The 25,310-nt window shown below is 64.3% G+C and carries 25 protein-coding genes; 18 read left to right on the top strand and 7 right to left on the bottom strand.

What is annotated here, in order from left to right:
• Positions 1-3 precede the first annotated feature (3 nt).
• Positions 4-1,908, top strand: a complete 1,905-nt coding sequence (locus tag EQG66_RS02235) for a tetratricopeptide repeat protein (RefSeq protein ID WP_129402878.1) — start codon at positions 4-6, stop codon at positions 1,906-1,908.
• Here the strand turns inward: EQG66_RS02235 and kdsA are convergent.
• The 4 genes from kdsA to EQG66_RS02215 form a co-directional block, all read right to left on the bottom strand.
• Positions 1,905-2,738 (bottom strand): 3-deoxy-8-phosphooctulonate synthase, encoded by an 834-nt coding sequence (gene kdsA, locus EQG66_RS02230; protein ID WP_129402877.1) that lies wholly within the window; start codon positions 2,736-2,738, stop codon positions 1,905-1,907. The two genes, EQG66_RS02235 and kdsA, sit on opposite strands and share 4 nt — an antisense overlap.
• Positions 2,720-3,532, bottom strand: coding sequence for a 3-deoxy-manno-octulosonate cytidylyltransferase (locus EQG66_RS02225; RefSeq protein ID WP_129402876.1), 813 nt, complete (start codon positions 3,530-3,532; stop codon positions 2,720-2,722). Before EQG66_RS02225 ends, kdsA begins: the two co-directional genes overlap by 19 nt.
• A gap of 9 nt (positions 3,533-3,541) precedes the next feature.
• Positions 3,542-4,522 carry a KpsF/GutQ family sugar-phosphate isomerase gene (locus EQG66_RS02220; protein WP_129402875.1) on the bottom strand — a complete coding sequence of 327 codons (981 nt, stop codon included), beginning with the start codon at positions 4,520-4,522 and terminating at the stop codon, positions 3,542-3,544.
• 71 nt (positions 4,523-4,593) lie between these two features.
• Positions 4,594-5,523, bottom strand: coding sequence for an alpha/beta hydrolase (locus EQG66_RS02215; RefSeq protein WP_245987781.1), 930 nt, complete (start codon positions 5,521-5,523; stop codon positions 4,594-4,596).
• Between the two features lie 109 nt (positions 5,524-5,632).
• Here EQG66_RS02215 and thiE point away from each other — a divergent pair, with 109 nt between their 5' ends.
• From thiE to EQG66_RS02180, 7 genes are all read left to right on the top strand, one after another.
• Complete coding sequence (thiE, locus tag EQG66_RS02210; RefSeq protein WP_129402873.1) at positions 5,633-6,328, top strand: thiamine phosphate synthase; 696 nt, start codon at positions 5,633-5,635, stop codon at positions 6,326-6,328.
• Between the two features lie 130 nt (positions 6,329-6,458).
• The gene (locus EQG66_RS02205) at positions 6,459-6,968 is read left to right on the top strand and encodes an acyltransferase (protein ID WP_129402955.1); all 510 of its coding nucleotides are present in this window, start codon (positions 6,459-6,461) and stop codon (positions 6,966-6,968) included.
• The gene (locus EQG66_RS02200) at positions 6,965-7,279 is read left to right on the top strand and encodes an acyl carrier protein (protein WP_220428620.1); all 315 of its coding nucleotides are present in this window, start codon (positions 6,965-6,967) and stop codon (positions 7,277-7,279) included. The genes EQG66_RS02205 and EQG66_RS02200 overlap by 4 nt, the downstream gene beginning before the upstream one ends.
• Positions 7,276-8,619, top strand: a complete 1,344-nt coding sequence (locus tag EQG66_RS02195) for an AMP-binding protein (RefSeq protein ID WP_220428619.1) — start codon at positions 7,276-7,278, stop codon at positions 8,617-8,619. Before EQG66_RS02200 ends, EQG66_RS02195 begins: the two co-directional genes overlap by 4 nt.
• Complete coding sequence (locus EQG66_RS02190) at positions 8,619-9,338, top strand: SDR family NAD(P)-dependent oxidoreductase (RefSeq protein WP_220428618.1); 720 nt, start codon at positions 8,619-8,621, stop codon at positions 9,336-9,338. Before EQG66_RS02195 ends, EQG66_RS02190 begins: the two co-directional genes overlap by 1 nt.
• A 135-nt stretch (positions 9,339-9,473) precedes the next feature.
• Positions 9,474-9,938 carry a hypothetical protein gene (locus EQG66_RS02185; RefSeq protein WP_129402871.1) on the top strand — a complete coding sequence of 155 codons (465 nt, stop codon included), beginning with the start codon at positions 9,474-9,476 and terminating at the stop codon, positions 9,936-9,938.
• Between the two features lie 177 nt (positions 9,939-10,115).
• Positions 10,116-10,631 (top strand): hypothetical protein, encoded by a 516-nt coding sequence (locus EQG66_RS02180; protein WP_129402870.1) that lies wholly within the window; start codon positions 10,116-10,118, stop codon positions 10,629-10,631.
• Positions 10,632-10,652: 21 nt separating this feature from the next.
• Here EQG66_RS02180 and EQG66_RS02175 read toward each other — a convergent pair whose 3' ends face one another.
• The gene (locus EQG66_RS02175; protein WP_129402869.1) at positions 10,653-11,594 is read right to left on the bottom strand and encodes a DUF808 domain-containing protein; all 942 of its coding nucleotides are present in this window, start codon (positions 11,592-11,594) and stop codon (positions 10,653-10,655) included.
• A gap of 195 nt (positions 11,595-11,789) precedes the next feature.
• Between EQG66_RS02175 and EQG66_RS02170 the strand changes: the two genes are divergently transcribed.
• Both EQG66_RS02170 and EQG66_RS02165 read left to right on the top strand, forming a co-directional pair.
• A complete protein-coding gene (locus EQG66_RS02170) occupies positions 11,790-14,000 on the top strand; it encodes a S9 family peptidase (protein ID WP_129402952.1) in 2,211 nt (736 codons plus the stop codon).
• A gap of 53 nt (positions 14,001-14,053) precedes the next feature.
• On the top strand, positions 14,054-15,274 hold the full coding sequence (locus tag EQG66_RS02165; protein WP_129402868.1) for an amino acid aminotransferase: 1,221 nt from the start codon (positions 14,054-14,056) through the stop codon (positions 15,272-15,274).
• Positions 15,275-15,289: 15 nt separating this feature from the next.
• Here the strand turns inward: EQG66_RS02165 and EQG66_RS02160 are convergent, their stop codons facing one another.
• On the bottom strand, positions 15,290-16,663 hold the full coding sequence (locus EQG66_RS02160) for a patatin-like phospholipase family protein (RefSeq protein ID WP_129402867.1): 1,374 nt from the start codon (positions 16,661-16,663) through the stop codon (positions 15,290-15,292).
• Positions 16,664-16,928: 265 nt separating this feature from the next.
• On the opposite strand from EQG66_RS02160, the gene EQG66_RS02155 reads away from it, so the two are divergent.
• From EQG66_RS02155 to EQG66_RS02140, 4 genes are read left to right on the top strand one after another with little or no spacing between them, the layout of a single operon-like run.
• The gene (locus tag EQG66_RS02155; protein ID WP_129402866.1) at positions 16,929-17,954 is read left to right on the top strand and encodes an aspartate-semialdehyde dehydrogenase; all 1,026 of its coding nucleotides are present in this window, start codon (positions 16,929-16,931) and stop codon (positions 17,952-17,954) included.
• 43 nt (positions 17,955-17,997) lie between these two features.
• Positions 17,998-18,246 carry a FitA-like ribbon-helix-helix domain-containing protein gene (locus tag EQG66_RS02150; RefSeq protein ID WP_129402865.1) on the top strand — a complete coding sequence of 83 codons (249 nt, stop codon included), beginning with the start codon at positions 17,998-18,000 and terminating at the stop codon, positions 18,244-18,246.
• The gene (locus EQG66_RS02145) at positions 18,243-18,659 is read left to right on the top strand and encodes a type II toxin-antitoxin system VapC family toxin (protein WP_129402864.1); all 417 of its coding nucleotides are present in this window, start codon (positions 18,243-18,245) and stop codon (positions 18,657-18,659) included. Before EQG66_RS02150 ends, EQG66_RS02145 begins: the two co-directional genes overlap by 4 nt.
• A complete protein-coding gene (locus EQG66_RS02140; RefSeq protein ID WP_342775096.1) occupies positions 18,616-19,416 on the top strand; it encodes an alpha/beta fold hydrolase in 801 nt (266 codons plus the stop codon). Before EQG66_RS02145 ends, EQG66_RS02140 begins: the two co-directional genes overlap by 44 nt.
• Here EQG66_RS02140 and EQG66_RS02135 read toward each other — a convergent pair.
• Positions 19,413-19,895, bottom strand: coding sequence for a peroxiredoxin (locus tag EQG66_RS02135; protein ID WP_129402863.1), 483 nt, complete (start codon positions 19,893-19,895; stop codon positions 19,413-19,415). The genes EQG66_RS02140 and EQG66_RS02135 overlap by 4 nt on opposite strands.
• Before the next feature lie 136 nt (positions 19,896-20,031).
• On the opposite strand from EQG66_RS02135, the gene EQG66_RS02130 reads away from it, so the two are divergent.
• The 4 genes from EQG66_RS02130 to EQG66_RS02115 all read left to right on the top strand — a co-directional run bounded on the left by EQG66_RS02130 (position 20,032) and on the right by EQG66_RS02115 (position 25,310).
• Positions 20,032-20,622 (top strand): YqgE/AlgH family protein, encoded by a 591-nt coding sequence (locus tag EQG66_RS02130; RefSeq protein ID WP_129402862.1) that lies wholly within the window; start codon positions 20,032-20,034, stop codon positions 20,620-20,622.
• Positions 20,623-20,772: 150 nt separating this feature from the next.
• Positions 20,773-21,267: a hypothetical protein gene (locus EQG66_RS02125; protein ID WP_129402861.1), complete on the top strand. Its 495-nt coding sequence runs from the start codon at positions 20,773-20,775 to the stop codon at positions 21,265-21,267.
• Positions 21,268-21,392: 125 nt separating this feature from the next.
• Positions 21,393-22,796 carry an adenosylhomocysteinase gene (ahcY, locus tag EQG66_RS02120; protein ID WP_181951768.1) on the top strand — a complete coding sequence of 468 codons (1,404 nt, stop codon included), beginning with the start codon at positions 21,393-21,395 and terminating at the stop codon, positions 22,794-22,796.
• 144 nt (positions 22,797-22,940) lie between these two features.
• A complete protein-coding gene (locus EQG66_RS02115; protein WP_220428617.1) occupies positions 22,941-25,310 on the top strand; it encodes a sensor histidine kinase in 2,370 nt (789 codons plus the stop codon).

Genomic DNA, 25,310 nt, shown 5'->3' with positions numbered 1-25,310 from the left:
GGAATGATGGTGCTGTGCCTCGCGGTTATGCCGGTGCAGGCGGGGCCGGGCGAGGACGCGCGGGCGGGGCTGGCGCGGGCACAGGCCGCGCTCCAACAGGATGACCCAAGGACGGCGCGGGTCGAGCTGATGAACGCGATCAAGGCCGATCCAACACTGGCCGAGGCGCGGATCCTACAGGCGCGCGTGCTGCTGATGCTCGGCAACGGGCGCGGCGCGCAGGACGAGCTGGACCGCGCTGGCCAGCTTGGCGCGCCGCTGGGGCCGATGCGGCATTTGCGCGCCCACGCGGCGCTTCTGAACGGCGATCCGGAAGCCGCCATCCGGGAAGCTTCCGCGCCGGATGCCGACCCGCGCGAAATCCTGTTCCGCACCCGCATCGAGGCGCAGGCCTATCAGGCGCTTGGCCGCTTTGCCGAGGCGGCGCAGGCGTTTGACCGCGCACTCGCGCTTGCGCCGCAAGACAGCGCGCTGTGGGCGGACATCGCCCGCTATCGCATCGCCACAGGCGACATGGCGGCGGCGCTCGCCGCGTCTGACCGCGCGATTTCCCTCGCCCCGAAAAGCGTCGATGCGCTGACGCTGAAAGCCGTGCTGGCGCGCGATCAATATGGCCTCACCGAGTCCACCCGCTGGTTCGACGCGGCGCTGAAACGCAACCCCGATTATGTGCCCGCGCTCACCGAATATGCCGCCACGCTGGCCGATATGGGCCGCGCGTCTCAGGCCGTTGCGCTCACCCGCCGCGCGCTCAGCAACGCCCCCGGCCTGCCGCGTGCCTATTTCATTCAGGCGCTGATCGCCGCGCGCGCGGGCAATTATACGCTCGCGCGCAGCCTGCTTGCGCGCACGCATGGCGCGCTCGACGGGCAGGCGGCGACCCGCCTGTTGCGCGGGGTGCTGCATATGGAGGGCGGCAACGCGACGCTCGCCATAGCGGAGCTGAAGCCGCTGCTCGCCGCGCAACCGCTCAACATTCGTGCGCGCCTGTTGCTGGCGCGAGCCTATGCCGCCGATGCGCAATATCAGGATGCGGAGGCAACGCTGTTTCCCTTGGTGGAGCGAGCGGATGCGGGCACCTATGCGCTCTCCCTCGCCGCGCATATCCACACCGCACTGGGCAATGCGGATGTCGCCACACGTTTCAGCGCCCGCGCCGCCGCCATGACGCCGGGGCCATCGCTCGTTTATCGCGGGGCAGGAACGCTGGGCGAAACCGCGCCTGCCGCCAATGCCAACCCAAAGGCTGCCGCGCCCAATCTGCGCTATATCCGCGCTCTGCTGGAGGCGGGGCAGGGGCCAGCGGCGCTGGCGCGCGCAAGGGCGCTTCAGGCGGCCAATCCTGGCGCGCCTGCGGCGGCCATCGCGCTGGGTGATACGCTGATCGCCGCCGGCAAGCCCGCCGATGCGGGCCAAGCCTATGCGGCGGCGGGCAACCTCCGCTTTGATGAAGACACCGCGCTGCGGCTCGCCGATGCGTGGCGCCGGGCGGGCAGGCGCGAGCGCGCGGAATATGCGCTGCGCCTGCTGCTCTGGCAAAACCCTGAATCCGTGGCGGGCCAGCGGCTGGCCGCGACCTACTGGCTGGCGGCGGGCCATCATGAGCGCGCTCTGTGGGTGTTGGAAGGGCTGCGTGAGCGGCTGGGCGCGCGCGATGCGTTGCTGATGGCGAACTTGGCGCATGCCTATATCGGCGCGGGCGACGCGCAGGCGGCGCTTCCCTATGCGGTGCATGCCTATCGCTTGCTACCGGGCAGTGCAGTGACCAGCGATGCGCTCGGCTGGGCGCTGTTCAACGCCGCACCGGGAGACGAACGCGCGATTGAGCTGCTGGAAAAGGCGGAATCTCTGGCGCCCGCCGAGCCGCTGGTGAAGCGGCATCTGGCGGAAGCGCGCGCTGCCGGTTAGGAAAGACGCGCCTTTGCCAGCCGATCATGCGCCACAAGATCGGCGAGGAGCGCGGCGAGATCACGCACAGGCACCATGTTCGGCCCATCGCTCGGCGCGTTGTCTGGATTCTCGTGCGTCTCGATGAACACCGCCGCTACGCCGACGGCACAGGCGGCGCGGGCGAGCGGGGCGACGAACTGCCGCTGCCCGCCAGACGAGCCGCCCTGTCCGCCGGGGAGCTGCACGCTGTGCGTCGCATCGAACACCACCGGCCAGCCGCTTTCCGCCATGATCGGCAGCGCGCGCATGTCACTCACCAGATTATTGTAGCCAAAGCTCGCGCCGCGCTCGGTCAGCAAGATGCGCTCGTTTCCGGTCGAGGCGATCTTGGCGGCGACATGGGCCATATCCCACGGGGCAAGGAACTGGCCCTTTTTCACGTTGACAGCCGCGCCCGTTTCTCCGGCGGCGAGCAGCAGGTCCGTCTGGCGGCAGAGGAACGCGGGGATCTGCAACACATCGACCGCCTGCGCCGCGCGGGCACACTGGCCTGTCTCGTGCACATCGGTCAGCACCGGGCAGCCGAATTCCTCGCGGATGCGCGCCAATATCTCCAGCCCCGCCTCAATGCCCAGCCCCCGCGTGGCGGAGAGGGACGTGCGGTTCGCCTTGTCATAGGATGCCTTGAAGATGAAGCGGGTGCCGGTGGGTGCACAGGCCTGCGCGATCTTTTCGGCCATCATGCGGGCATGATCGCGGCTTTCGAGCTGGCACGGCCCCGCGATCAGCAGCAGCGGTTCGGCATTGCCGATGCGGATGTCGCTAATGGTTACGATACGGCCGGGCATGCCATCTCCCTCAGTGCCTGCTCAATGCGGGGGATATCCGCGGGGTTGTTGAGTTCCCAGAACACGCGCCCGCGCGCCTCCACCTCTACGCAGCGTATGCTGTGCCCATGTTCGAGGAAACGCAACTGCTCAAGCCCCTCCAGCTCCTCCAGCCTGCCCGGCGGCAGCGCGCTATAGGCGGCGAGCGCCGCGCGCGTATAGGCATAGACGCCAACATGATGCCATACCGGCGGGGCGGCTGTGTCGGCCAACCTGGCTGGGTCGAGCCACGGGATCACTTCCTTGGAGAAATAGAGGGCATCGCCCTGCGCGCCGAACACCGCCGTGGTGCCGCCAACGCGCCCGGCGCGGCGATCCTCGGTGAAATGCGCGTAGGTCTGCGCGTCGCAGCGCAGCACCGGGGTCGCGATGGCGCAGTCGCTGTTCTGCATCGCCTCGATCAGCGCGGTAAGGAACCAGGGCGGAGTCAGTGGCGCATCGCCCTGAAGGTTGACGATGATGTCCGCCTCGATCCGCGCATTGGTCACCGCCTCGGCGCAGCGCTCCGTGCCGTTGCGACATTCGGGCGCGGTCATGACGATCTGCGCGCCAAACTCCGCGCAATGGCTGGCGATGCGGTCATCATCGGTGGCGACATAGACATCTTCACGCGCCGCTACGGCACAGGCGGCGTCCCAGCTCATGCGGATGAGGGTCTTGCGCGATCCATCGGGCAGCGTCAGTTCCGCGAGCGGCTTGCCGGGATAGCGGGTCGAGGCATAACGCGCCGGAATGAGGATGGCGGCGCGCTTCACCGGATGAGCTTAGGCCACGCCCGCGCGCAGCAGATCATGCACATGCAGCACGCCGACCGGAAGCCCGGCGTCGTCCACCACCGGCAGCACCGAGATGGCGCGCCGGTTCATCAGCGCCAGCGCCTCGGCGGCGAGCGTGTCAGGCTTGACCGAGGCGGGCGCACGGGTTGCGATCTCGCCCGCCGTGCGGTCCATCAGGCCGGCCATGTTGCGCCGCAAATCGCCGTCGGTGACGACGCCGGCCAGCCTGCCGCGCTCCGGCTCGACCACGATCGCCATGCCGAACCCGCGCGATGTCATGGCGAGCAGAGTTTCGGCCATGTTTTCATCGAGCTGCACAAGCGGCAGCTCCTCGTTGCCGTGCATGAGGTCCGCCACCCTGCTCATCTGTGCACCAAGGCGGCCGCCGGGGTGAAGCTGGCGGAAATTTTCGACGGCAAAGCCGCGCGCTTCCATCAGGGCGATGGCAAGCGCATCGCCCAGCGCGAGCATAAGAGTGGTGGAAGTCGTAGGGGCAAGGCCGTTGGAGCAGGCTTCGGGAGCATCCGGCAACAGCAGCTTGAAATCTGCCGCCCGCATCAGCGCGCTGTTGCTGCGGGCTGAGATAGCGATCAGCGGAATCTCGAACCGGCGCACATAGGCCAATATATCGCGCAGTTCCGCCGTCTCGCCAGAGTTGGAGAGCATGACGCACACGTCATCCGGGGTTATCATGCCCAGGTCGCCATGGCTCGCCTCTGCGGCGTGCAGAAAAAAGGATGGCGTGCCGGTAGACGAAAGGGTGGACGAAATCTTGCGGCCGATATGACCGGATTTGCCGATGCCAGTAACGATGATACGCCCCGGCGCATTGCGCATGGCCTCTACCGCCCGCTCGAATTCGAGGGGAATGTTATCCGCCAGCATTTTCAAAGCGGCGGCTTCAGTTGCCAAAACCCGCCGTGCAGTGGCGAGAATCTGGGCGTCCGGGTTCTTGACCAGCTCTATCATTACCGCCCTTCTAGGTCAGGACGCCGGTGCTTACAAGTTTTTGCAGTGCGGTATGAAGGTGGATGGAGCGTTCAGCGCGGCGGGATGAGCTTCCGAAACATAGCGAGGATCGCCTCCAGCTCGGCCTGCGCCGAGGGGATGGCCGCGCGCATCGTCAGGAACCCGTGCGTCATGCCTGCCGCCTCATGCGCTATGACCGACACGCCCGCCTGTTCGAGCGCGGCGGCAAAGGCGCGGCCCTGATCGCGCAGTGGATCGAGCTGGGTCGTCACCACGAGGGCAGGGGGCAGGCCTTCGAGCTTTCCCGCCATGGGCGAGGCGCGAAAATCGGTATCATCCGGGCGGAAATGCTCGGCGAACCAGCGCATCAGATGCTTGTCGAGCAGATAGCCGGTCGCGAATTCGCGAAAGGAGGGATAGCGTGTGGCGATGTCAGCCGATGGGTAGAAGATGAGCTGTGAGGCGACCGGAATGGCGGCTGGCGCATCGCGCAGCGCCATCGCGGTGCTGATCGCATAGGCGCCGCCACAGCTATCGCCAGCGAGGATAAGCGAGGTGGGGGTGATGGGTAGCGCGGAGGGGGTGGTCGCGATCCAGCGCGCCGCGGCCTCGCAGTCCATCTGGCCGGTGGGGGAAGGGTGTTCCGGTGCGCGGCGATATTCCACGGACAGGACCGGCAGATCGAGCGCGCGGGCTATCTCGGCGCACACGGGCGCGTAGATGTCCACATCGCCCAGCACCCAGCCGCCGCCGTGAAAATACAGTATCGCCGGGCCGGGAAGGCGATTCGCCACGGTATCGAACAGGCGCAGGCCGATGGTGCCGTCCTCCGCCAGCGGCACCTCCAGCCAGCGGTCGACCGCCACCGGCTGCAGAGGCAGGTCCGTCTTGCGCGCCAGCCTGCGCACGACGCGACGCGCGACATCCACCGGCATGTCGTGCAGGCGCGGGCGGGCTATCGCGTTATCGGCCGCGACATAGGCGGCGACATCGGGTCTCATCGGTGGGGCGCTCATGGGATGATGGCATAGCGGCAGGAGAGGGCGGGGTGAAGTGGGGCGAGGCAACAGGCGCTCTGGTGCAGCGGGTCATCCCGCGCTAACAGGCGGCATGACAGACTTTACCGACGAAGAGCTGACGCTCGACCCCGATTTCGCCGCGCGTTTCGAGCGTGACATGCGCCGCCCGCCATGCCAGCTCTATCTCATCTCCCCGCCCGACATCGATGCGGGTTTCGAGGATGCGCTAAAGGCCGCGTTTGACGGCGGGCCGGTCGCGGCGTTTCAGCTGCGGCTCAAGGGGCTGGACGAACACGCCATCGCCCGCGCGGCGGAGCCACTGCAAAAGCTGTGTGCCGATCATGACTGCGCGTTCATCATCAACGACAGCATGGCGCTCGCCAAAAGACTCGGTGCGGATGGCGTGCATCTGGGGCAGGGGGATGGCGACCCGCGCGAGGCGCGCGCGCTGCTCGGCCCAGCGGCGCAGATCGGCGTCACCTGCCATGACAGCCGCCATCTGGCGATGGAGGCGGGAGAGGCGGGCGCGGACTATGTTGCGTTTGGCGCGTTCTACCCCACGCAGACCAAGGAGACGCAGCACCGGCCCGATCCTTCCATCCTTTCGTGGTGGACTACGCTGTTCGGCCTGCCCTGCGTCGCGATAGGCGGGATTACGGCGGAAAACGCCGCGCCTTTGGTGCGGGCGGGTGCGGATTTCATCGCCGTCAGCAGCGCAGTGTGGGCACATGGGCAAGGCGCGGCCAAAGCAGTTGCGGAATTTGCCATAACCTTATCAAAATCTTGAAAAACATGGTTAATGTGCAGGGATGAAACAGTTTGTAATGGTGCGATGCACAGTATGGAGTTGGTAACGACTTCGTGGTATTTGCTCATGCTTGGGGACGACGGAATTCGAAGAGGCGGGCCGGGTGGCAATGTCCTATAGTCCATTGGTGCGTTTGCGGCGCTTTATGCACGGCTTTCTGGTCGTGAAGTGCGTCAACTGGTATTATCGTACGGTCTGGGGGATGCATATCGGCCCGGATTGCCGCATCTCGCTCTCGGCCAAGCTCGACAAGGCGAACCCCGATGGCATCGTCATCGGCAAATCGACCGCGATCACCTTCGGCGCGGCGATCCTCAGCCATGATTTCGTCAACAACGTCCATTCCACCACGCGCATCGGCGATTATTGCTTCATCGGCGCGCATGCCGTCATCATGCCCGGCATCACCGTGGGCGATCACAGCATCGTCGCAACCGGCGCGATCGTGATGCGCGATGTGCCGCCGCATACCGTGGTGATGGGCAATCCCGCCCGCCCGATCGAGCAGAATATCCAGACCGGGCGCTGGGGCATCCGCATCCGCGATCCGCAGAATGTGCCGCCCAATGTCGCGGTGCCCGCCTCGCCCGACAAGCCAGACCTGAAGGCCGTGTCATGACCCAGATGTGGGCACCTTTCGCAGGAGACGGCCAGCCGCTGATCCTCACGCCAGACGAGCTGCGCGCGCGCATCACCGCGCTGTTCAACGAGATGTGGCGCGAGGACCGCGAGGACGAACCGCCCGCGCTGGTGGATGATACAGTGCTGCTCGAAACCGGGTTCGACAGCATGGCCTTTGCGGTGCTGGTCGCGCGGCTGGACGACGAGCTGGGCTTTGATCCGTTCACCATGGTCGAAGAGCCTGTCTATCCTCAGACCTTCGCGGAATTCGTCGCCTTCTACGCGCAATGCGCGCCCAAGCCGGAGTGACGGCACCGCTGGCGCAGGCGATTGCCGCGCTCGATCTGCCAGACGACCATGTGCTGATCCGTTCGCCTGAGCGGGAAGTGAGCGCGGGCGATGTGCGCCTGATCGCGCAGATGGGCGTGGTGCTGGCCGGTATGGGAGTGGCGCTGTGCATCGCCGAGCCGTTCGAGATGCTGCGCGCGCTGCTGAGCCTCGATGGCCGGGTGGCGGCGCTGTTGCTGCTCGCGCCCGATCTGCCCGCCGAAGCCGCGCAGACCGTGATGCGCGAGGCGGGCGTGGAGCGGGTAGTGACAGAGCGCACCGATCTGCCCGGCGCCGTGACTCTCGATGCGCTGCTGGCAGAAGGCGGGGAGGGCGCGCCGCTCGCCACGCAATGGCTGCTCACCACGTCGGGCACCACCGGAGTCCCCAAGCTGGTGCGGCATGAGCGCGATACGATCTTCCGCGCTGTCAAAACGCCTCGCGCCGCCGCAGGCGCTGACCGCTGGGCCATGCTCTATGACCCCAGCCGGTTCGCGGGCACGCAGGTGATGGCGCAGGCGCTGCTCGGCGGCGCGTGCCTGCTCACCCCGCGCTCCGGCATGACCACCGGCGAGACGGTCGACTGGCTGGTGGAACAGGGCTGCACCCATGTTTCGGCCACGCCCTCGCTCTGGCGCAGGCTGCTGATGGCCCCCGGCTCGATGCGCCTGCCGTTACGGCAGATCACGCTGGGCGGAGAGATTGCGGACGACGCCATCCTCGGCGCGCTCCGGGCGCGCTTTCCCAAGGCGCGCGTCACCCATATCTATGCCTCGACCGAGGCGGGCACCGGCTTTGCCGTGCGCGATGGCAAGGCGGGCTTCCCGGCGGACTGGCTGGCGGAAAATGCGGAGATAGACGGCGCGCGCCTTTCTGTGCGGGATGGCCTGTTGTGGCTGCGCCCGGCGGGCGAAGCAAGCTCTACCGCCGCGCATATCGTGCGGGACGATGGCGGGTTCATCCGCACCGGCGACCGCATCGCCATAGAGGATGGCCGCGCGCGCTTTGCCGGGCGCGAGGACGCGACGCTCAACGTCGGCGGCATCAAGGTGCAGGTCGAGGCGGTGGAGGAAATCGTCCACGCCCACCCGGCGGTCGCGCAATGCCGCATCACCGCCAAGCCGAGCGCGATGATGGGCAGCCTGCTGACCCTCTCGGTCGTGCCGCGCGCGGAGGTGGTGACTGACCCCGCCACCCTGCGTCAGGAGATCGCCCTGTGGTGCAAGAGCCGCCTGCCGCCGCCCGCGCGCCCGGCGACGATCCGCATCGTGCAGGAACTGCCGCTCAGCATCGCGGGCAAGACGGAGCGCACGGGGGCATAATGAAGAAGGTACTCGTCACCGGCGTCTCGCGCGGGCTGGGGCTTGCGCTGGCGAAAGCGCTGTTGGAAGCGGGCTATGGCGTGATTGGCCTTGGGCGGGGGGAAAGCCCGGCCTTCCGCGCGCTGGAGGCGAAGCATCCCGGCCAGACCGCCTATGTGCAGGGCGACATGGCGGATATCGCCGCGCTCTCCGACATCGCGCGCACCATCACCAAATCCTATGGGCCGGTCTATGGCCTCGTCAACAATGCAGCCATCGGCGGCGCGGGCGTGCTCGCCACCATGCACCAGGCGGATATGGAGCGGATCATGGCCACCAACCTGATGGGGCCGATGACGCTGACCAAATATCTGATGCGGTCCATGCTGGCGCGCAAGGAGGGGCGGATCATCAACATCAGCTCCATCTCGGCGCAGAGCGGCTTTCACGCCATGTCCGTTTATGCCGCGAGCAAGGCGGGGCTGGAGGGGTTCAGCCGCGCCCTCTCGCGCGAGGCGGGGAAATATGGAGTGACCGTAAACTGCGTAGCGCCCGGATTTCTGGAAACGGAGATGACCGAAGGCTTCGGCGACGACGCACTAGCCTCCATCCGCCGCCGCGCGCCACTGGGCCTGCCGACCTCGGAGCAGGTAGCCGGCGCCGTGCTGTATCTGCTGTCCGACGCCGCCGCGCGGGTTACGGGCACGGTGATGACGGTGGATGGGGGGAGTACGGCTTAGGAATTTGGGGCGTAATGGGATATGATCGCGGGGCATTATTCTACAGTCAGGGGGGATGGCTGAGCGGAACGTATTCGCTGGTTATTGCACCTGTCGCCGCAATTCATACGAGATCAGATAAAATGGAGAAAATAAATGCGTAAGCTGTTAATAGTGTTAGCAGGAACCGTTATATCGTTTTCAATTCCAGTTATTGGATATGCACAAAAAAGAAAGGTGTCCTCGGGCGCCGTTCCGGCAAATTTAATCGGGACATCCATGTATTGCTCGGTGCATACCTATAACCAAGAATTATTTGGCGGAGCAACACGGCGTCGGGACGCACAGCCAGATGAGTTTCGTGTGCTCTTCACAGGGCCCAACGAGATCACCATTCGTGGTTCGGATGGATATGCGAACGGCGTCAGACATGTGCGGCGCGAAGGACGTGATCTCGTAATATCCTTCAACGCTAACCCTCAACCCGGTCCTTTGGGTAGTACGATAGGATGGGAATCATTTCCAAAGTTAAACTTGGATACATTTGAATGGGAGGGCCAATGGTATACTATTATTATGGGCGTTAAAGGGATGAAGTATGATCAGGGCAGCTGCGAATAGCTTTAGGTGCGTAAGCGTTATAAGCGCACAGTGACCACGAACACCCAGTTCTACAGCCCGCCCCCCCTGATACACCACCTCCCAAGGTCCATCGTCCCCGCCTTCCGCTTGGTCGCGCCTCACCCCCCCCTCTGCCATGGGCGCGTAACATTGGCATGTCATGCTCGGCGCATGAGCATGAACGCGCGAGATTGCGGAACGTGCACCTTGTGCTGCAAGGTGCTGGGGGTTGATGGCATCGGCAAGGCGAAACACCAGTGGTGCGCGCATTGCGGGGTCGGCAAGGGCTGTGCCATCTATGCCGAGCGGCCCGGCGAATGTAGGGAGTTCAACTGCCTGTATGTGATCAACGAGGCGCTGGGCGAACACTGGTTTCCCGCCCGCTCCAAGATGATCGTCTGCCCCAACCCGCAGGTGGGGCGTCTGGAAATCCATGTCGATGGCGGGCGCGAGAACGCATGGCGCGCCGAGCCGTTTTACAGCGAGATCAAGCAATGGTCGCGCGCGGCGGCGCGGGACAAAGGGCAGATTCTCGTCTGCCTGCCGGACCGCACGATCGTGGTGCTGCCGCATGCCGATGTCGACCTCGGCAAGCTGGAAGAGGATGACCGCATACTCTGCCTTGAGGTGATGACGCCGGAAGGGCTGGTGCCAGAGGTGCGCAAGGTGAAGGCGGATACCATCGCGCCCTGAGGTGCGCGCTGCGCTGTCGATTCAGCGCCGCAACTTGGCGATACCGCTTAAGCCCAGCACGATCACCCCGCCCAGCACAAGGCCGCTCACCGCCGCCAGCGCCGCGCCGGTCAGCCAGCCCAGCACGCTGCCCAATCCTCCGCCCATCGCCCCGGCCTGCTCGGCCAGATGGGCGATCGGATGGCCGGGGAAGGGAAGGCCCAGCTCCTCTAGCCCATGCACCACGATCCCGCCGCCGACCCATAGCATCGCCGCCGTGCCCACCACGGTGAGGCCAGCGAGCAGCGGCGGCATCGCGTTGACGAGGAAGGTGCCGATGCTGTGCGCTGCGCCCCCGGTCTTGTCGCGGCTGAGGTGCAGGCCGATGTCGTCCAGCTTCACGATCAGCGCCACCACGCCATAGACCGCCACCGTGATCAGCAGGCTCACCACCACGAGGATAAGCCCCTGTTCCCACAAAGGCGTATCGGCAACGGTGGACAGCGCGATTGCCATGATCTCCGCCGAGAGGATGAAGTCGGTGCGGATCGCGCCCTTGATCGTCGATTGCTCTACCTGCGCCGGGTCTGTCGGCTGCACCAGCGCCTCGGCCGCGTGCGCCTCGTGCGGCAGCCATTTCTCGATCAGCTTCTCCGCCCCCTCAAAGCACAGATACGCCCCGCCCAGCATCAACAGCGGCGTGAGCGCCCAGGGCGCGAGCGCGCTCAGCAGCAGCGCGGCGGGCAGCAGGAACAGCAGCTTGTTGCGCAACGAGCCGAGCGCGATGCGATAGACGATCGGCAGCTCCCGGTCCGGCGTCAGGCCCGTGACATAGCGCGGGGTGACGGCGGCGTCGTCTATCACCACGCCCGCCGCCTTGGCGCTGGCCTTGGCGGCGGCGGCGCCGACATCGTCTATCGAGGCAGCGGCGAGCTTCGCCATCGCGGCGATATCATCGAGCAGGGCTATCAGGCCTACGGACATGGGTAACACCTCGAAACTGTGGGATGCTCCATGTGCGGCAAGCAGGCAGCAGGGTCAATGATCGACGAGCTGAAGTGCGCCGCATCGTTTTGTCGCTTGTCAGGGGCGGTATGTCGGGTAGGAATTGGTGCGCCCCCCGGAGACACTCCCATGTTTCGCGCCGCCTTCCTTCTCTCCCTTGCCGGAGCCATGCTGATGACACAACCGCTTGCCGCGAAGAGCAAGAAGCCCGCCGCGCCGCCGCCTTCGCCGCTCGCCATGCCTGCGCAAAAGCCGCTTACGCTGGAGCGCATCTTCGCCAGCCCTGACCTTGCGGGCAGCCAGCCGCGCGCGATGAAGCTCTCGCCCGATGGCAAGCTCGTCACGCTGCTCAGGAACCGGGCGAACGACAAGGACCGCTTTGATCTGTGGGCCATCGATACGGTGACGGGCAAGGAGCGGATGCTGGTCGATTCGCTGAAGCTGGGGAGTGGGGCGGCGCTCTCCGAAGCGGAAAAGATGCAGCGCGAGCGCGCGCGCATCGGCGGCACGCGCGGGATCGTGTCCTATGATTGGTCGCCCGATGGCAAGCGCATCCTTGTGCCGCTGGATGGCGAGCTGTTCCTCGCCGCGCTGGAGGGGGAGGCGGTGCGCCTCGGCGCGGCGGGTGCGCTCAACCCGGCGGTCAGCCCCAAGGGACGCTATCTCTCGTTCGTGCGCGGCGGCAACATGATCGTGCTCGATATCGCAACCCGGCAGGAGAAACAGCTCACAAATGGCGCGAGCGATACGGTGAGCTGGGGCGTGGCGGAGTTCGTGGCGCAGGAGGAGATGGACCGGCAGGCGGGATACTGGTGGTCGCCCGATGATGCGCATATCGTCGTGGCGCGGGTGGACGAGAGCGGCGTGGCCATCGTCAACCGCGCGGCGATTGGCGCGGAGGGGACCAAGATCTATCCCCAGCGCTATCCGCTGGCGGGCACAGCCAACGCGGTGGTCGAGCTGTATGTGATGGACCCGCTCGGAGAGCGCCAGATCAAGGTCGATCTGGGGGACGACAAGGACATCTACCTCGCCCGCGTTGCGTGGGCGAAAGACGGCAAGACGCTCTATGTCCAGCGCCAGAGCCGGGACCAAAAGCGCCTCGATCTGCTTGCCGTCGATCCCGCGACCGGCGCGGCAAAGGTGATCCTCAGCGAAACGGCGAAAACGTGGCTCAACCTGCACAACAATTTCCGTGCGCTGTCAGACGGCAGCTTTCTGTGGTGGTCGGAAAAGTCCGGCCACGGCCATCTCTATCGCGTCAGTGGTGCCAAATGGACCGCGCTCACCAGCGGGGCGTGGCAGGTGCGCGACGTTATCGGGCTGGATGAAAAGCGCGGGGTGGTGTGGTTCACTGGCAACCGCGAGACGCCGCTGGAACAGCATGTCTACAGCGCGCCACTCTCCGGCAAGGGTGAGATCAAGCTTCTGACTGAGCCGGGCTGGTGGAACGGCGGGGTGATGGACAGCGCGGCGGGCAGGATCATCGTCAGCCGTTCTAGCTCAGAGCAACCGGCGCAGACCTATCTGGCGGACAAGGATGGCAAGCGCCTGCGCTGGCTCTCGGAAAATGCGATCAATGGCACACATCCTTATGCGCCCTATCGCGCCGCCCATGCGGCCACGCGCTTTGGCTCTATCAAGGCGAAGGACGGCAGCGACCTCTATTACAAGCTGCTGACGCCAAAGCTGGAGCCGGGCAGGCGCTTTCCGGTCTTCATGATCCATTATGGCGGGCCGGGCGCGGGGCGTCAGGTGACGAAGGGCTGGGGCGGCGCGTTGCAGCAATATCTGGTCCAGCGCGGGTGGATCGTGTTCGCTATCGACAATCGCGGTACGCCTGACCGGGGTAAGGCATTTGAAGACCAGATATATCGCGCGATGGGCGGCGTGGAGGTGGAGGATCAGCTCGCCGGAGTGGAATGGCTGAAAGGGCAGCCCTTCGTCGATCCTGAGCGTATCGCCACCTATGGCTGGTCTTATGGCGGCTATATGACATTGAAGCTGCTGCAAAAGGCGCCCGGTGTCTTTGCGGCGGGCATAGCGGGCGCGCCGGTGACGAAATGGGAGCTGTATGACACCCATTACACCGAGCGCTATCTGGGCGACCCCAACGCCAAGCGCAGCGCCTATCCGGCGGCCAACGCCATCGCCGAGGCGGGCAGGATCACGGACCCGCTGCTGCTGATGCACGGCATGGCGGATGACAATGTGGTGCTGGAACACTCCACCGCGTTCATGACGGCAATGCAGGAGGCAGCGCGCCCGTTTGATCTGATGCTCTATCCCGGCCAGACTCACCGCTTTGCCGGTGAAGGGGTGAATATCCATGAATGGCAGATGATTGAGCGCTTTCTGGGCCAGATCGGGCCGGAAAAACGATAGCGGTCCACCCGCCAGCATAGTATCCCATCCGCTTTTGCAATGGATTTAAGACCATGACGACCATAGCGGCGATATCCGCTTCGCCATCATCCCCCTTCGCTGGGCTGCACCATCAACCAGGCGATGCGTTGCTCTCGCTGATCGCCAGCTATGCCGCCGATCCGCGATCCGACAAGATGGACCTGGGCGTCGGCATCTATCGCGACGAGCAGGGAAACACACCTGTGCTGCAAAGCGTCAAACTGGCTGAGCAGCAGCTGATGCAAGAGCAGGGCACCAAATCCTATCTGGGGGCGGAGGGCAACAAGGCGTACGTGGCGCTGCTGGGTGATCTGGTGTTCGGCCCGGACATGGGCGGTCGCCCGTTTCATGCAGCGCTACAGACGCCCGGCGGCACGGGCGCGCTGTGTATGGGGGCAGAGCTGATCGTGCGCGGCAGTCCGGGCCGAAGCATCTGGCTCGGCGAGCCGACATGGCCCAACCACGCGCCGATCTTTCAGAAGGCGGGCGTGCCGATCGAGCGCTATGATTATTATGACGTGGCGGGCATGACCGTCCGGTACGATGCGCTGCTTCAGGCGATGGAGTGCGCGCAGCCGGGCGACATATTTCTGCTACATGGATGCTGCCACAACCCTACGGGCGCCGATCTCTCCCCGGCGCAATGGCAGGAAATCGCTGGCATCATGGGTGCGCGCGGCCTCGTGCCGTTCGTGGACCTCGCCTATCAGGGGCTGGGCGACGGGCTGGAGGAAGACGCGGCAGGGGTCCGCGCCTTCCTGAACGCTGTGCCGCAGGCGATCGTCGCGGTCAGTTGCAGCAAGAATTTCGGGCTGTACCGCGAGCGCACCGGCGCGCTGTACGTGATCGCGGATGCGGCGGACGAGGCGGCGCGGTGCCTTGAGAACCTGATCTCGTTGAGCCGGGTCTTCTGGTCAATGCCGCCAGATCATGGCGCGGCAGTGGTTGCGGCGATCCTTGCCGACCCCTCGCTCACCGCACTGTGGCAGACAGAGCTGGCGGACATGCGCCAGCGCCTTAATGGGCTGAGGGCGCAGCTGGCCGCCACGCATCCAGCGCTCGCTCCCCTGGCCAGCCAGCGCGGCATGTTTGCTACGCTCCCGCTCAGCCCTGAGGCGGTAGGCTCCCTGCGCGAGCGATTTGGCGTCTATATGCCGTTGTCTGGCCGTATAAACATTGCCGGCCTGCGGGCCGAAACTGTATCCCACTTCGCCGAGCTCATTCTGCCGCTGCTTTCCCGCCGGAGCGCATAGCCGCGCTCGCCGCCCTCAGTTGTCGTTGGCAGGTGGCGGGGGCACATAAGGCGGGACAGGTGGCAGGCTCTCTTTGCGGTCCTGGCTCACCGGCATCAGCTCTTTCCAGGGCTGATCGGCGCGGGCGCGGCCATAGTTCATCAGGCAGGCCATGAAATCGGGGTCGAAGATCCGGCCTTTCTTCTTCGCGCTGTCATAAAGCGTTTTGCAGGTGGCGGGCTGTCCCCTCAGCAGAAATTCGTGCCGTTCCCATCCGTCTGCAGTGACGAAACGGATCGGGCCGCTGGGTTTTTGCAGGCGTAGACCCGCTATGGAGCCGACCTCAAGCTGGTTGGTGACGATCGCCTGTGCGCGTTGCGCGGCGGTGATGGCATCGGGCGAGGTGTCGGCCCCGCCATTGTCGTTGGAGAGCGCCGTGGGCCCGTTGCGGATAACATAGAAGGGCAGATCGTTGATGCTCTCCAGCGGGCGCTTCGTTTCGTAGGCGCGCACGGCCCGCCCCAGTTGCTCTGCCCAGTTGGCGAAGACGGATTGCCGCACTCCGCCATCATAATAGGCGCGGCCGTTGATCCGCACCTGCTGGAAAGTAACCGGCATGGCTGAGGAGGCGAGGGCGGTGCCCGCTATGCAGGCGCGGGCGTTGCCGGGCGCAGTGCCAGCCGCGATCTGGTGGATATCGGAATAAAAGAAGTCGCCTGAATGTGCCTCGATATAGCCGACGAGGATCTGGCGATCGGCCCGGCTCAATGCCTCGATTGCCGGGCAGTCCGGCGTGCCGCACAGCGCTTCCTCTATCCGCCCGCGCAGGGGAGACAGCCCCGCGAACGATCCGGTAAACAGCGCGCGCCACTTGGCGTTGCGCCGCACGACCCTGCTCTCCTTGTCGATTGTGTAGGCTGCCTTCAGCCACTGCCATTTGTCGGGATGGTCTGACCCAACGAACATGGCCTGCATGCTCCCCGTCGATACGCCAGTGATGACGAAGAAATTCGGAACCTCTCCTTTTTCGGCGAGGCGCGAGAGATAGCCTGCGCCAAAGGCGCCCCATTGCCCGCCGCCTGAGAGCAGCAGCACGGCCGGTTCGCCCAGAGCAGGGTTGTCCTTCAGCGGGTCCGCCTCATGCAGCTTTTGCCGGAACGCCGCCTTCTGATAGGCGTAGAGGGTGCGGGTGAGGAGGCCGCTTTCGGTCTGGCCGTCACCCAGCGGGCCGGGGTTGTCATCCAGCCCCCGTATCTGCCGCTCGATCGGTGAAAGCGGGAGCGGATGCCGGAATGCGACGGTGCCCGGCGCCGCTTCGGTGAAGCCCGTGCAGGACACATCGAGCGAACCGCGCGTTGCGCAGGCCGGGAGCAAAAGCAGCATGAAAAAAAGCAGAGCTGAACGACGCATGGTCTGGCGCTTCCCCCGATACACCCCCAGTAACGATGCGACCCTGCCTTTTGGCTGTTGTATGAACGATATAGCCCCTTTGCTTTCGCAGGCGCAATAGGCCAGACCATTTTCAAGATGACCGAAAAGCGGTCATCGGCTCGGAAAATGGTCCGGTTTTCAGTAGTAGAGCATTTTCAGACGCAAAACCGGTTTCCACTTTTGCTGAAAATGCTCTATGGGCGCGCGCTTGAGTGTCAATCCTGACCGAAATGGAGTTTGGAAATTGGGGTATCGTGTCGTTGTCGTCGGGGCCACCGGAAATGTAGGCCGCGAAATGCTCAACATCCTTGCCGAGCGGGAGTTCCCCGCTGACGAGATCGCTGCGGTCGCTTCGCCGCGCTCTACCGGCATGGAGATTGAATATGGCGACACGGGCAAAAAGCTCAAGGTCAAGAACATAGAGCATTTCGACTTTGCCGGCTGGGATATGGCGCTGTTTGCCGCGGGTTCCGGCCCGACGCAGATCTATGCGCCCAAGGCGGCGGCGGCAGGATGCGTCGTGATCGACAACAGCTCGCTCTATCGCATGGACCCTGACGTGCCGCTGATCGTGCCGGAAGTGAATCCTGACGCGATCGATGGCTACAAGGCGCGCAACATCATCGCCAACCCCAATTGCTCAACCGCGCAGATGGTCGTGGCGCTGAAGCCGCTGCATGACGCCGCAACGATCAAGCGTGTGGTGGTGTCCACCTATCAGTCCGTCTCCGGTGCGGGCAAGGAAGGCATGGACGAGTTGTTCGAGCAATCGCGCAACATCTTCGTGGGTGATCCCGCAGAAGCGAAGAAGTTCACCAAGCAGATCGCCTTCAACGTGATCCCGCATATCGATGTCTTCCTGGACGATGGCTATACCAAGGAAGAGTGGAAGATGGTGGTCGAGACCAAGAAGATCCTCGATTCCAAGATCAAGGTGACGGCCACCTGTGTGCGTGTGCCGGTGTTTGTCGGCCACAGTGAAGCGATCAACATCGAGTTCGAGAACGAGATCAGCGCGAAGAAAGCACAGTCGATCCTGCGCGAGGCGCCGGGCGTCATGCTCGTCGACAAGCGCGAGAACGGCGGATACGTGACCCCGGTTGAGTGCGTGGGCGATTACGCCACGTTCGTCAGCCGCGTGCGTGAGGACCCGACGGTGGACAACGGCCTCGTGCTGTGGTGCGTGTCTGACAACCTCCGCAAGGGTGCAGCGCTGAACGCGGTGCAGATCGCGGAGCTGCTGGGGCGCAGGCACCTCAAGAAGGGGTGAGGCAAACCTTGTCACTGTGCTATCATCATGATAGCATGGCGACATGGGACAGATTTTGATCCGACAACTGGATGATGCCGCCATCGCGAGGCTGAAGTCTCGAGCCAAGGCTCAAGGTACCTCTGTCGAAGCTTTGGCGCGCGAGGCAGTGCAGCGTGCAGCTTCGCTCACTGTCGAGGAAAAGGTGGCATTGGCGCATGCCATGCAGGCTTGGAGCAAGCAGGCTATGGTTCCCGGCGTTCCGCAGACCGAAGGTTGGAAGCTGATCCGTGAGGATCGCGACGACAGATGATCGTCGATGCCAGCGTCGCGTTTAAATGGTTGGTGACGGAGGACGGCAGCAGCGAGGCAATCGCGCTGCTGGCCGAAGACAATATACAGGCGCCTTCCTGGCTGGTGATGGAGGTGGGTAACGCTTTGTGGAAGCGTATCGCGCGGGGGGAAATGAACGACCCTGAGGGTGCAATCGAGCAAATCGCGCGGCTCCCGGACATGGTATTCTTGGTAGACGGAAAGTCACTTGCAAGCGATGCATTGAGGATCGCATGCGAGCTCAAGCACCCTGTATATGATTGCCTTTACCTAGCCCTCGCGGAAAATCAGGACGATATTCTCGTGACCGCCGATCAACGCTTTCTGGCGAAAGCCAGAGGAACGCGGTTTGAGCCGCTTGTGCGGCCACTTGCAGGAGGGGCAACTGAGTAACCTCCACACCACTACGCTCCCCGGCTTCGATGGCGCGGCGCTGGCTGTTCACGAGGTGGGGGATGCGGGCGCGCGGCCGTTGCTGTTGCTGCATGGGCTGTTCTCCAGCGCAGAGGTCAACTGGATCAAATATGGCCATGCGGCCTGCCTCGCGGAGGCGGGTTTTCGCGTCATCATGCCGGACCTGCGCGCGCATGGGCAAAGCGCGGCGCCGCACGAGGAGGCCGCCTATCCGCATAATGTGCTGGTGCGCGATGCACAGGCGCTGATCGCGGCGCTGGGGCTGGAAGATTTCGACCTCGGCGGCTTTTCTCTGGGCGCACGCACGACTGCGGCGTTGCTGGCGCAAGGGCTGCGCCCGCGCCGGGCCATTCTGGCGGGCATGGGGCAGGAGGGGCTTTCGGCATGGTCCGGCCGGCGGCAATTCTTCCTCGATGCCATAGACAAGCGCGAGACCGTGACGCGTGACGATCCGCATTTCATGGCGGTGATGTTCATGAAGACGATGAAGATCGATGCGGTGGCAGCGCGATTATTGCTGTGCGCAGGGATCGAGGTTGATCTTGCGGCGCTGGTGGCGACGGATGTGCCTATCGGCGTTATCTGTGGCGATGAGGATCAGGATAATGGCAGCGCGCCCGCACTGGCGCGCCAGCTGGCGCATGGCCGCTATATCGAGGTGCCGGGCACCCATATGAGCTGCATCGCCCGCCCCGAACTGGGGCAGGCGATACGGGATTATCTGTTGGAACGTTAAAGCTGACCCAGCATATGCTCGGCGCTGGAGACCTTGAATTCGCCCGGCGCTTCGACATTCAGCTCCTCGACCACGCCATCGTTGACGATCATCGAAAAGCGCTGGCCGCGTGTGCCCATGCCGAATTTGCTGCCGTCCATTTCCAGACCAACTGCCTTGGCAAATGCGCCGTTGCCGTCAGCCAGCATCGTCACGCTGCCGTCGGCACTGGCGGACTTGCCCCATGCGCCCATGACGAACGCATCGTTGACGGCTGTGCAGGCGATCTCGTCTACGCCCTTGGCCTTCAATTCTGCCGCCTTTTCAACGAAGCCGGGGAGGTGCTTGGCCGAGCAGGTCGGCGTGAACGCGCCGGGGACAGAGAACAGCGCAACCTTGCGGCCTGCAAAGAAGGCGCTGGTTTCAACGGGTTCCGGGCCGTTTTCGGTCATCTTGATGAAGGTTGCGGCGGGGATCTTGTCGCCTTTGGCAATGGTCATGGGAAATACTCCTCGGCTTTTACGGTGTGAATGCATGGCTCAAGTGGGGGATAATCGCGCCAAGTCAAGCGTTCATACGCCGGTTGTTTGCAATTTGGGCTGGCGCGCGCTGGCGATGCGGGATTAGGATGATGAGATGACAGCCGCACAGGATGAAGACACCAGCACGAATAGCCCCCGTTTCTATGGCGGGCGGATGCTGCTCGCTATGCCGGGTATGGCTGACCCCAATTTCAGCCGGGCCGTTATCGCGCTGTGTGTGCATGACGAGCATGGCGCGATGGGGCTGGATGTCGGCCATGCGATCGAGGGGCTGAGCGTTGCCGAGCTGATGGCCGGCTTCGGCATTGATGCGGCGCATCTCGCGCATGTGCCGGTGATGCGCGGCGGGCCGGTGGAGGCGCAGCGCGGCTTTGTGCTCCATGGCGGAGACTGGGGCGGGCAGGATAGCCTCGCCATAGCCGATGACTGGCATCTTTCCGGCTCTATGGACATTCTGAAAGCGATTGCAGCGGGGGAGGGGCCATCGCGATATATCGTCGCCCTGGGCTATTCCGGCTGGAGCGCAGGCCAGCTTGAGCATGAAATGCACGCGCATGGCTGGTTTCTTGGCGGACCTGTCTTGCCAGACCTCGCCCGCCTCGCGCCGGGGCAGCGGTGGGATCAGTGTTATGCCGCCTGCGGGGTGGATAGCAGGCTGCTTAGCGGGGCCATGGGGCAGGCATGATCATGTGTCTTGTAAGAGCATTATTGCCGTTTCCGTTCGTCTTGGATGGACACCACTTCGTCGGATGAAAATTGCGTTTACTGTGTTTAGTCAGCCACTGGTCAGGCGTTATGGGCCAATCTGCATCATGTCGGTCAGAGCGGGGAAGATATGAAATCTATGATTGCTATGCTGGCTGCAGGGCTGGCGCTTGTTTCGGGCGAGGCTCAGGCAGCAGCGAACTGTTGGAGCGACACGGCCTATGAGGCCGCGCAACTGCGCGATATGGACATGATGCTGATGGTGGCGACTCTGCGGTGCCGCATGAAAGGCACGGATTTCAGCACCGACTATAATAAATTTGTGGTCGATAAGCGGCCAATTCTCGCTGCGGCCAATATCGAGATTCAAACAGAATTCGCAAAGTCTGTGGGCAAGGCCAAGGCGCTTGGCGCCTATGACGACTTCATGACCAAGATTGCCAACAGCTATGGCAACGGCATGACCGGCATGGCGTGCCAGGATTTTGCGGCGCTGGCCCGCACTGCGGCCGAGGCACCTGCCGTGCGCGCAAGTCTGGTGACGCTGGCGAACGAGATCGGATCGAAGCCGCCGGTTCCGATCGCGCGCTGTTCCGCTACTGTCGCGATGGCTTCCGGCAACTAACCGGCCACCTACTTAAAGAAAACTTTATATTGCCTTGATAGGTACGGCGGCGATTGCTAATGGGCGATCAGCCGCAGCGCACTTTGCCGTGCGCGCCGTTTGACGCATTTCAGGGAGAATATTCCGTGTCCACCGCCGTGCTTGAGAAGGATTATGTGATCGCCGACATCGGTCTGGCGGATTTTGGCCGCGCCGAGATCGCGATTGCAGAGACGGAAATGCCCGGCCTGATGGCGCTGCGTCAGGAATTTGGCGCGAGCCAGCCGCTCAAGGGCGCGCGCATCACCGGCAGCCTGCACATGACGATCCAGACAGCCGTGCTGATCGAGACGCTGGTGGCGCTGGGCGCCGAAGTGCGCTGGGCGACGTGCAACATCTTCTCGACGCAGGACCACGCCGCCGCCGCCATCGCCGCCGCGGGTATCCCGGTGTTCGCTGTGAAGGGCGAGAGCCTTGCCGAATATTGGGATTATGTCGGCAGCATCTTCGACTGGAGCGATGCTACCTGCAACATGATCCTTGATGACGGCGGCGACGCCACCATGTTCGCGCTGTGGGGCGCGCGGGTGGAGGCAGGCGAGACGCTGTTCGAGCCGGGCAATGCCGAGGAGCAGGAGTTCGTGCGCGCACTCAACGCCTTCCTCAAGGCCAAGCCGGGCTATCTCACGCAGACAGTGAAAAACATCAAGGGTGTGTCCGAAGAGACGACGACGGGCGTGCATCGCCTCTATCAGATCGCCAAGGAGGGCAAGCTGCCTTTCCCGGCGATCAACGTCAATGACAGCGTGACCAAGAGCAAGTTCGACAATCTCTATGGCTGCAAGGAAAGTCTGGTCGATGCGATCCGCCGCGCGACCGACGTGATGCTGGCCGGCAAGGTCGCCTGCGTCGCGGGCTTCGGCGATGTCGGCAAGGGCAGCGCCGCCTCGCTGCGTCAGGGCGGCGCGCGCGTGATGGTGACGGAGGTTGACCCGATCTGCGCGCTGCAGGCGGCGATGGAGGGCTATGAGGTCGTGACGATGGAAGAGGCGGTCAACCGCTGCGACATCTTCGTCACCGCCACCGGCAACGAGGACGTGATCACCGCCGAGCATATGAAGGCCATGAAGCCGATGAGCATCGTCTGCAACATCGGCCATTTCGACAGCGAAATCCAGATCGCTGCGCTCTCCAACTATAAGTGGACCGAGGTGAAGCCCGGCACCGATCTGGTGGAGTTCCCGGACGGCAAGCAGATCATCATCCTTGCCAAGGGCCGCCTCGTCAATCTGGGCTGCGCCACCGGCCACCCCAGCTTTGTGATGTCCTCCAGCTTCACCAACCAGACACTGGCGCAGATTGAGCTGTTCACCAAGGCGGACCAGTATAAGAACGAGGTCTATGTGCTGCCCAAGCACCTCGACGAGAAGGTCGCGGCGCTGCATCTGGAGAAGCTGGGCGTGAAGCTGACGACGCTGACGCCCAAGCAGGCCGCCTATATCGGTGTTTCGCAGGCCGGGCCGTTCAAGGCGGATCATTACCGCTATTGAGTTTCGTGCGGCCATCCAAAACGCAGCATAGCTGCCTGTTTTGGATCAAACCAGACAAGGGGCGGGTGCTGCACTCGCCCCTTTTTCGTATCCGCTTGAAGCAGATGCTTTGCGCGCCTTTCCATTTGCGCTAGTCCGCTCAGCATGGTGCAGGTTTCAGCGACGGTGATGGTGGTGGCAGGCGCATTGATGGCGCTGTGGCTGGCCGCTGCCGTTTATGTGTTGGTTACGGGCCTCAAGCTGAGGCGGCGCGGGCATCATCAGCGCGAGCAGGCGGACCGGCTCGCCGCGCTGTTGCAATCCGCCCCCGCCGTCCCGATGCTGATCCGGCCCGATGGGCGTATAGAGGCGCCTGCGCGGCTGGCGGGGTGGCTCGGTTTGCCTGCGGTGCCCGCCTATCTCTCGGAGCTGACGAGCGAGGGCGGATGCTTTGATGTGGCGGACAGCGCGGCGCTCTCTGACGATATTCTCTCTGCCCAGCGCGGGGCCAAGAACTTTTCCCGTGCAGTCACGGTGCGGGGGTCGAGCCGCGCGCTGCTGGTGAAAGGCGCGCCCGCCGGGCCGGATCTCGCCAACCCCGGCGCCGCGATCCTGTGGTTGTTCGACGCGACCGAGAGCCAGACGCGAATCGCCACGCTGGAGCGCGAGGGCGCGCTGCTGCATGACGCGCTGGAGGCGCTTTCGGGCCTGATCGAGGCAGCGCCCTTGCCGATGTGGCACCGCACTGCCGACCTGAAGCTCAGCCTTGTGAACAGCGCCTATGTCCGTGCGGTGGAAGCGCAGAGCGCAGCCGATGTCATCGGCCAGCAGATCGAGCTGTTCGAGACGATTGACGGTTTGCCGCCGCCCGAAGCCGCGCGCATCGCGCTGGACAAGGGCGAGGTGCTCACCCGCGTGGTGCCTGCGACGCTGGGGGGCGAGCGGCGCATGATGCAGGTGGTCGAGGTGCCGATGGGCCGCGCGGGCGTGGCGGGCTATGCCATCGACAAGCAAGACTATGAGAGCGCGCGCACCGAGCAGGCGCGCACCGTTGCCTCGCAACGCGACATGCTGGACCGGCTTACGGCGGCGGTGGCGCAGTTTGGGCCAGACAAGTCTCTGGTGTTCTGGAACAAGGCGTTCGTCAGCCTGTTTGCGCTGAAGCCAGAGCATCTGGTCGATCGGCCGGAGTTCGAGCGGGTGCTGGACCGTATGCGCGAGGGCGAGCGCATCCCTGAACATCGTGATTTCCCGGCGTGGCGATCGGAACGGCGGGGGTGGTTCACGGCGCAGGAGGCGAGCGAAGAGAACTGGCTGCTGGCCGATGGCACGCATCTGCGCGTATTCGCCCAGCCGATGCCCGATGGCGGGTTGTTGCTGGTGTTCGAGGACCGGACGGAGCATATCCAGCTTTCCAGCGCGCGCGACACATTGCTGCGCGTCCGCACCGCGACGTTCGATAGCCTGTTCGAGGGGAGCGGCGTGTTCGCCGCCGATGGACGCCTGCACCTGTGGAACAACCGCTTCCGCGCTATCTGGGGCGTGGAGGAGGAAGTGCTGGCCGCCCATCCGCGCATCGACGACTTCATGACGTCGCTCGCCAACCGGCTTGAGCGCCCGCCGCAGGCCAGCCTGGTGCGCGAGCTGATGCGCTCCTGCACCGTGGATCGCAAGCAGCGCAATGGCCGCATCGGCTTTGCCGACGGGCGCACGTTCGATTTCGCGGCAATCCCGCTGCCCGATGGCAATGCGCTGTTCACCATGCTGGACGTGACCGACAGCCGCCGGATCGAGCATGTGCTGCGCGAGCAGAATGAAGCACTGGCCGAGGCGGACAAGGTGAAAACCGCCTTCCTCGCCAATATGAGCTATGACCTGCGCACGCCGCTCACCTCCATCGGCGGTTTTGCCGAGATGATGAAGGCGGGCTATGCGGGCGAGCTGCCGGATACGGCGCAGGAGTATGTCGCGGCGATCATCGAGGCGAGCGCCAAGCTCTCTGGCCTCATAGACACCGTGCTGGACCTCACGCAGGGCGAGGCAGGCACATTGCCGATGGAGCGAGCGCCGCTTGATCTGTCAGCCTTCATCGCCGCCTGCCGTGACAGGTGGGCTGTGGCTACCGCCGCCAAGAAGATCGAGCTGGTGGTGGACATCAAGCCCTCCACCGGGCGTATTATGGCCGATGAACGGCGGCTGGTGCAGGCGCTCGACAAGCTTATGGAAAACGCGGTGCGCGTGGTGCCCGAAGGGGGGCGCATCTCGCTCCATTCCGATGGACAGGTGGGAGGCGCGCGGCTCATCGTGTCAGACAACGGCCCTGGAATGGACGCCAAGAGCCAGGCGCGCGCGTTCGACCGGTTCAGCCGCATGAACGATGCCGAGCGCGGCGATGCGCAGGGGCTGGGCCTGCCGCTCGCCCGCCAGCTGGTCGAGGCGCATGGCGGAACACTCTCGCTGATCTCCGAGCCGGGCGAAGGGACGGTGTTCACGATGGAGCTGCCGCGCGGCGATTTGCCCCGGCTGGGGAAATAG

The organism is Sphingobium fluviale (assembly GCF_004122115.1).
Lineage (GTDB): Bacteria > Pseudomonadota > Alphaproteobacteria > Sphingomonadales > Sphingomonadaceae > Sphingobium > Sphingobium fluviale.
This window is presented reverse-complemented; position numbering and strand designations above follow the sequence as displayed.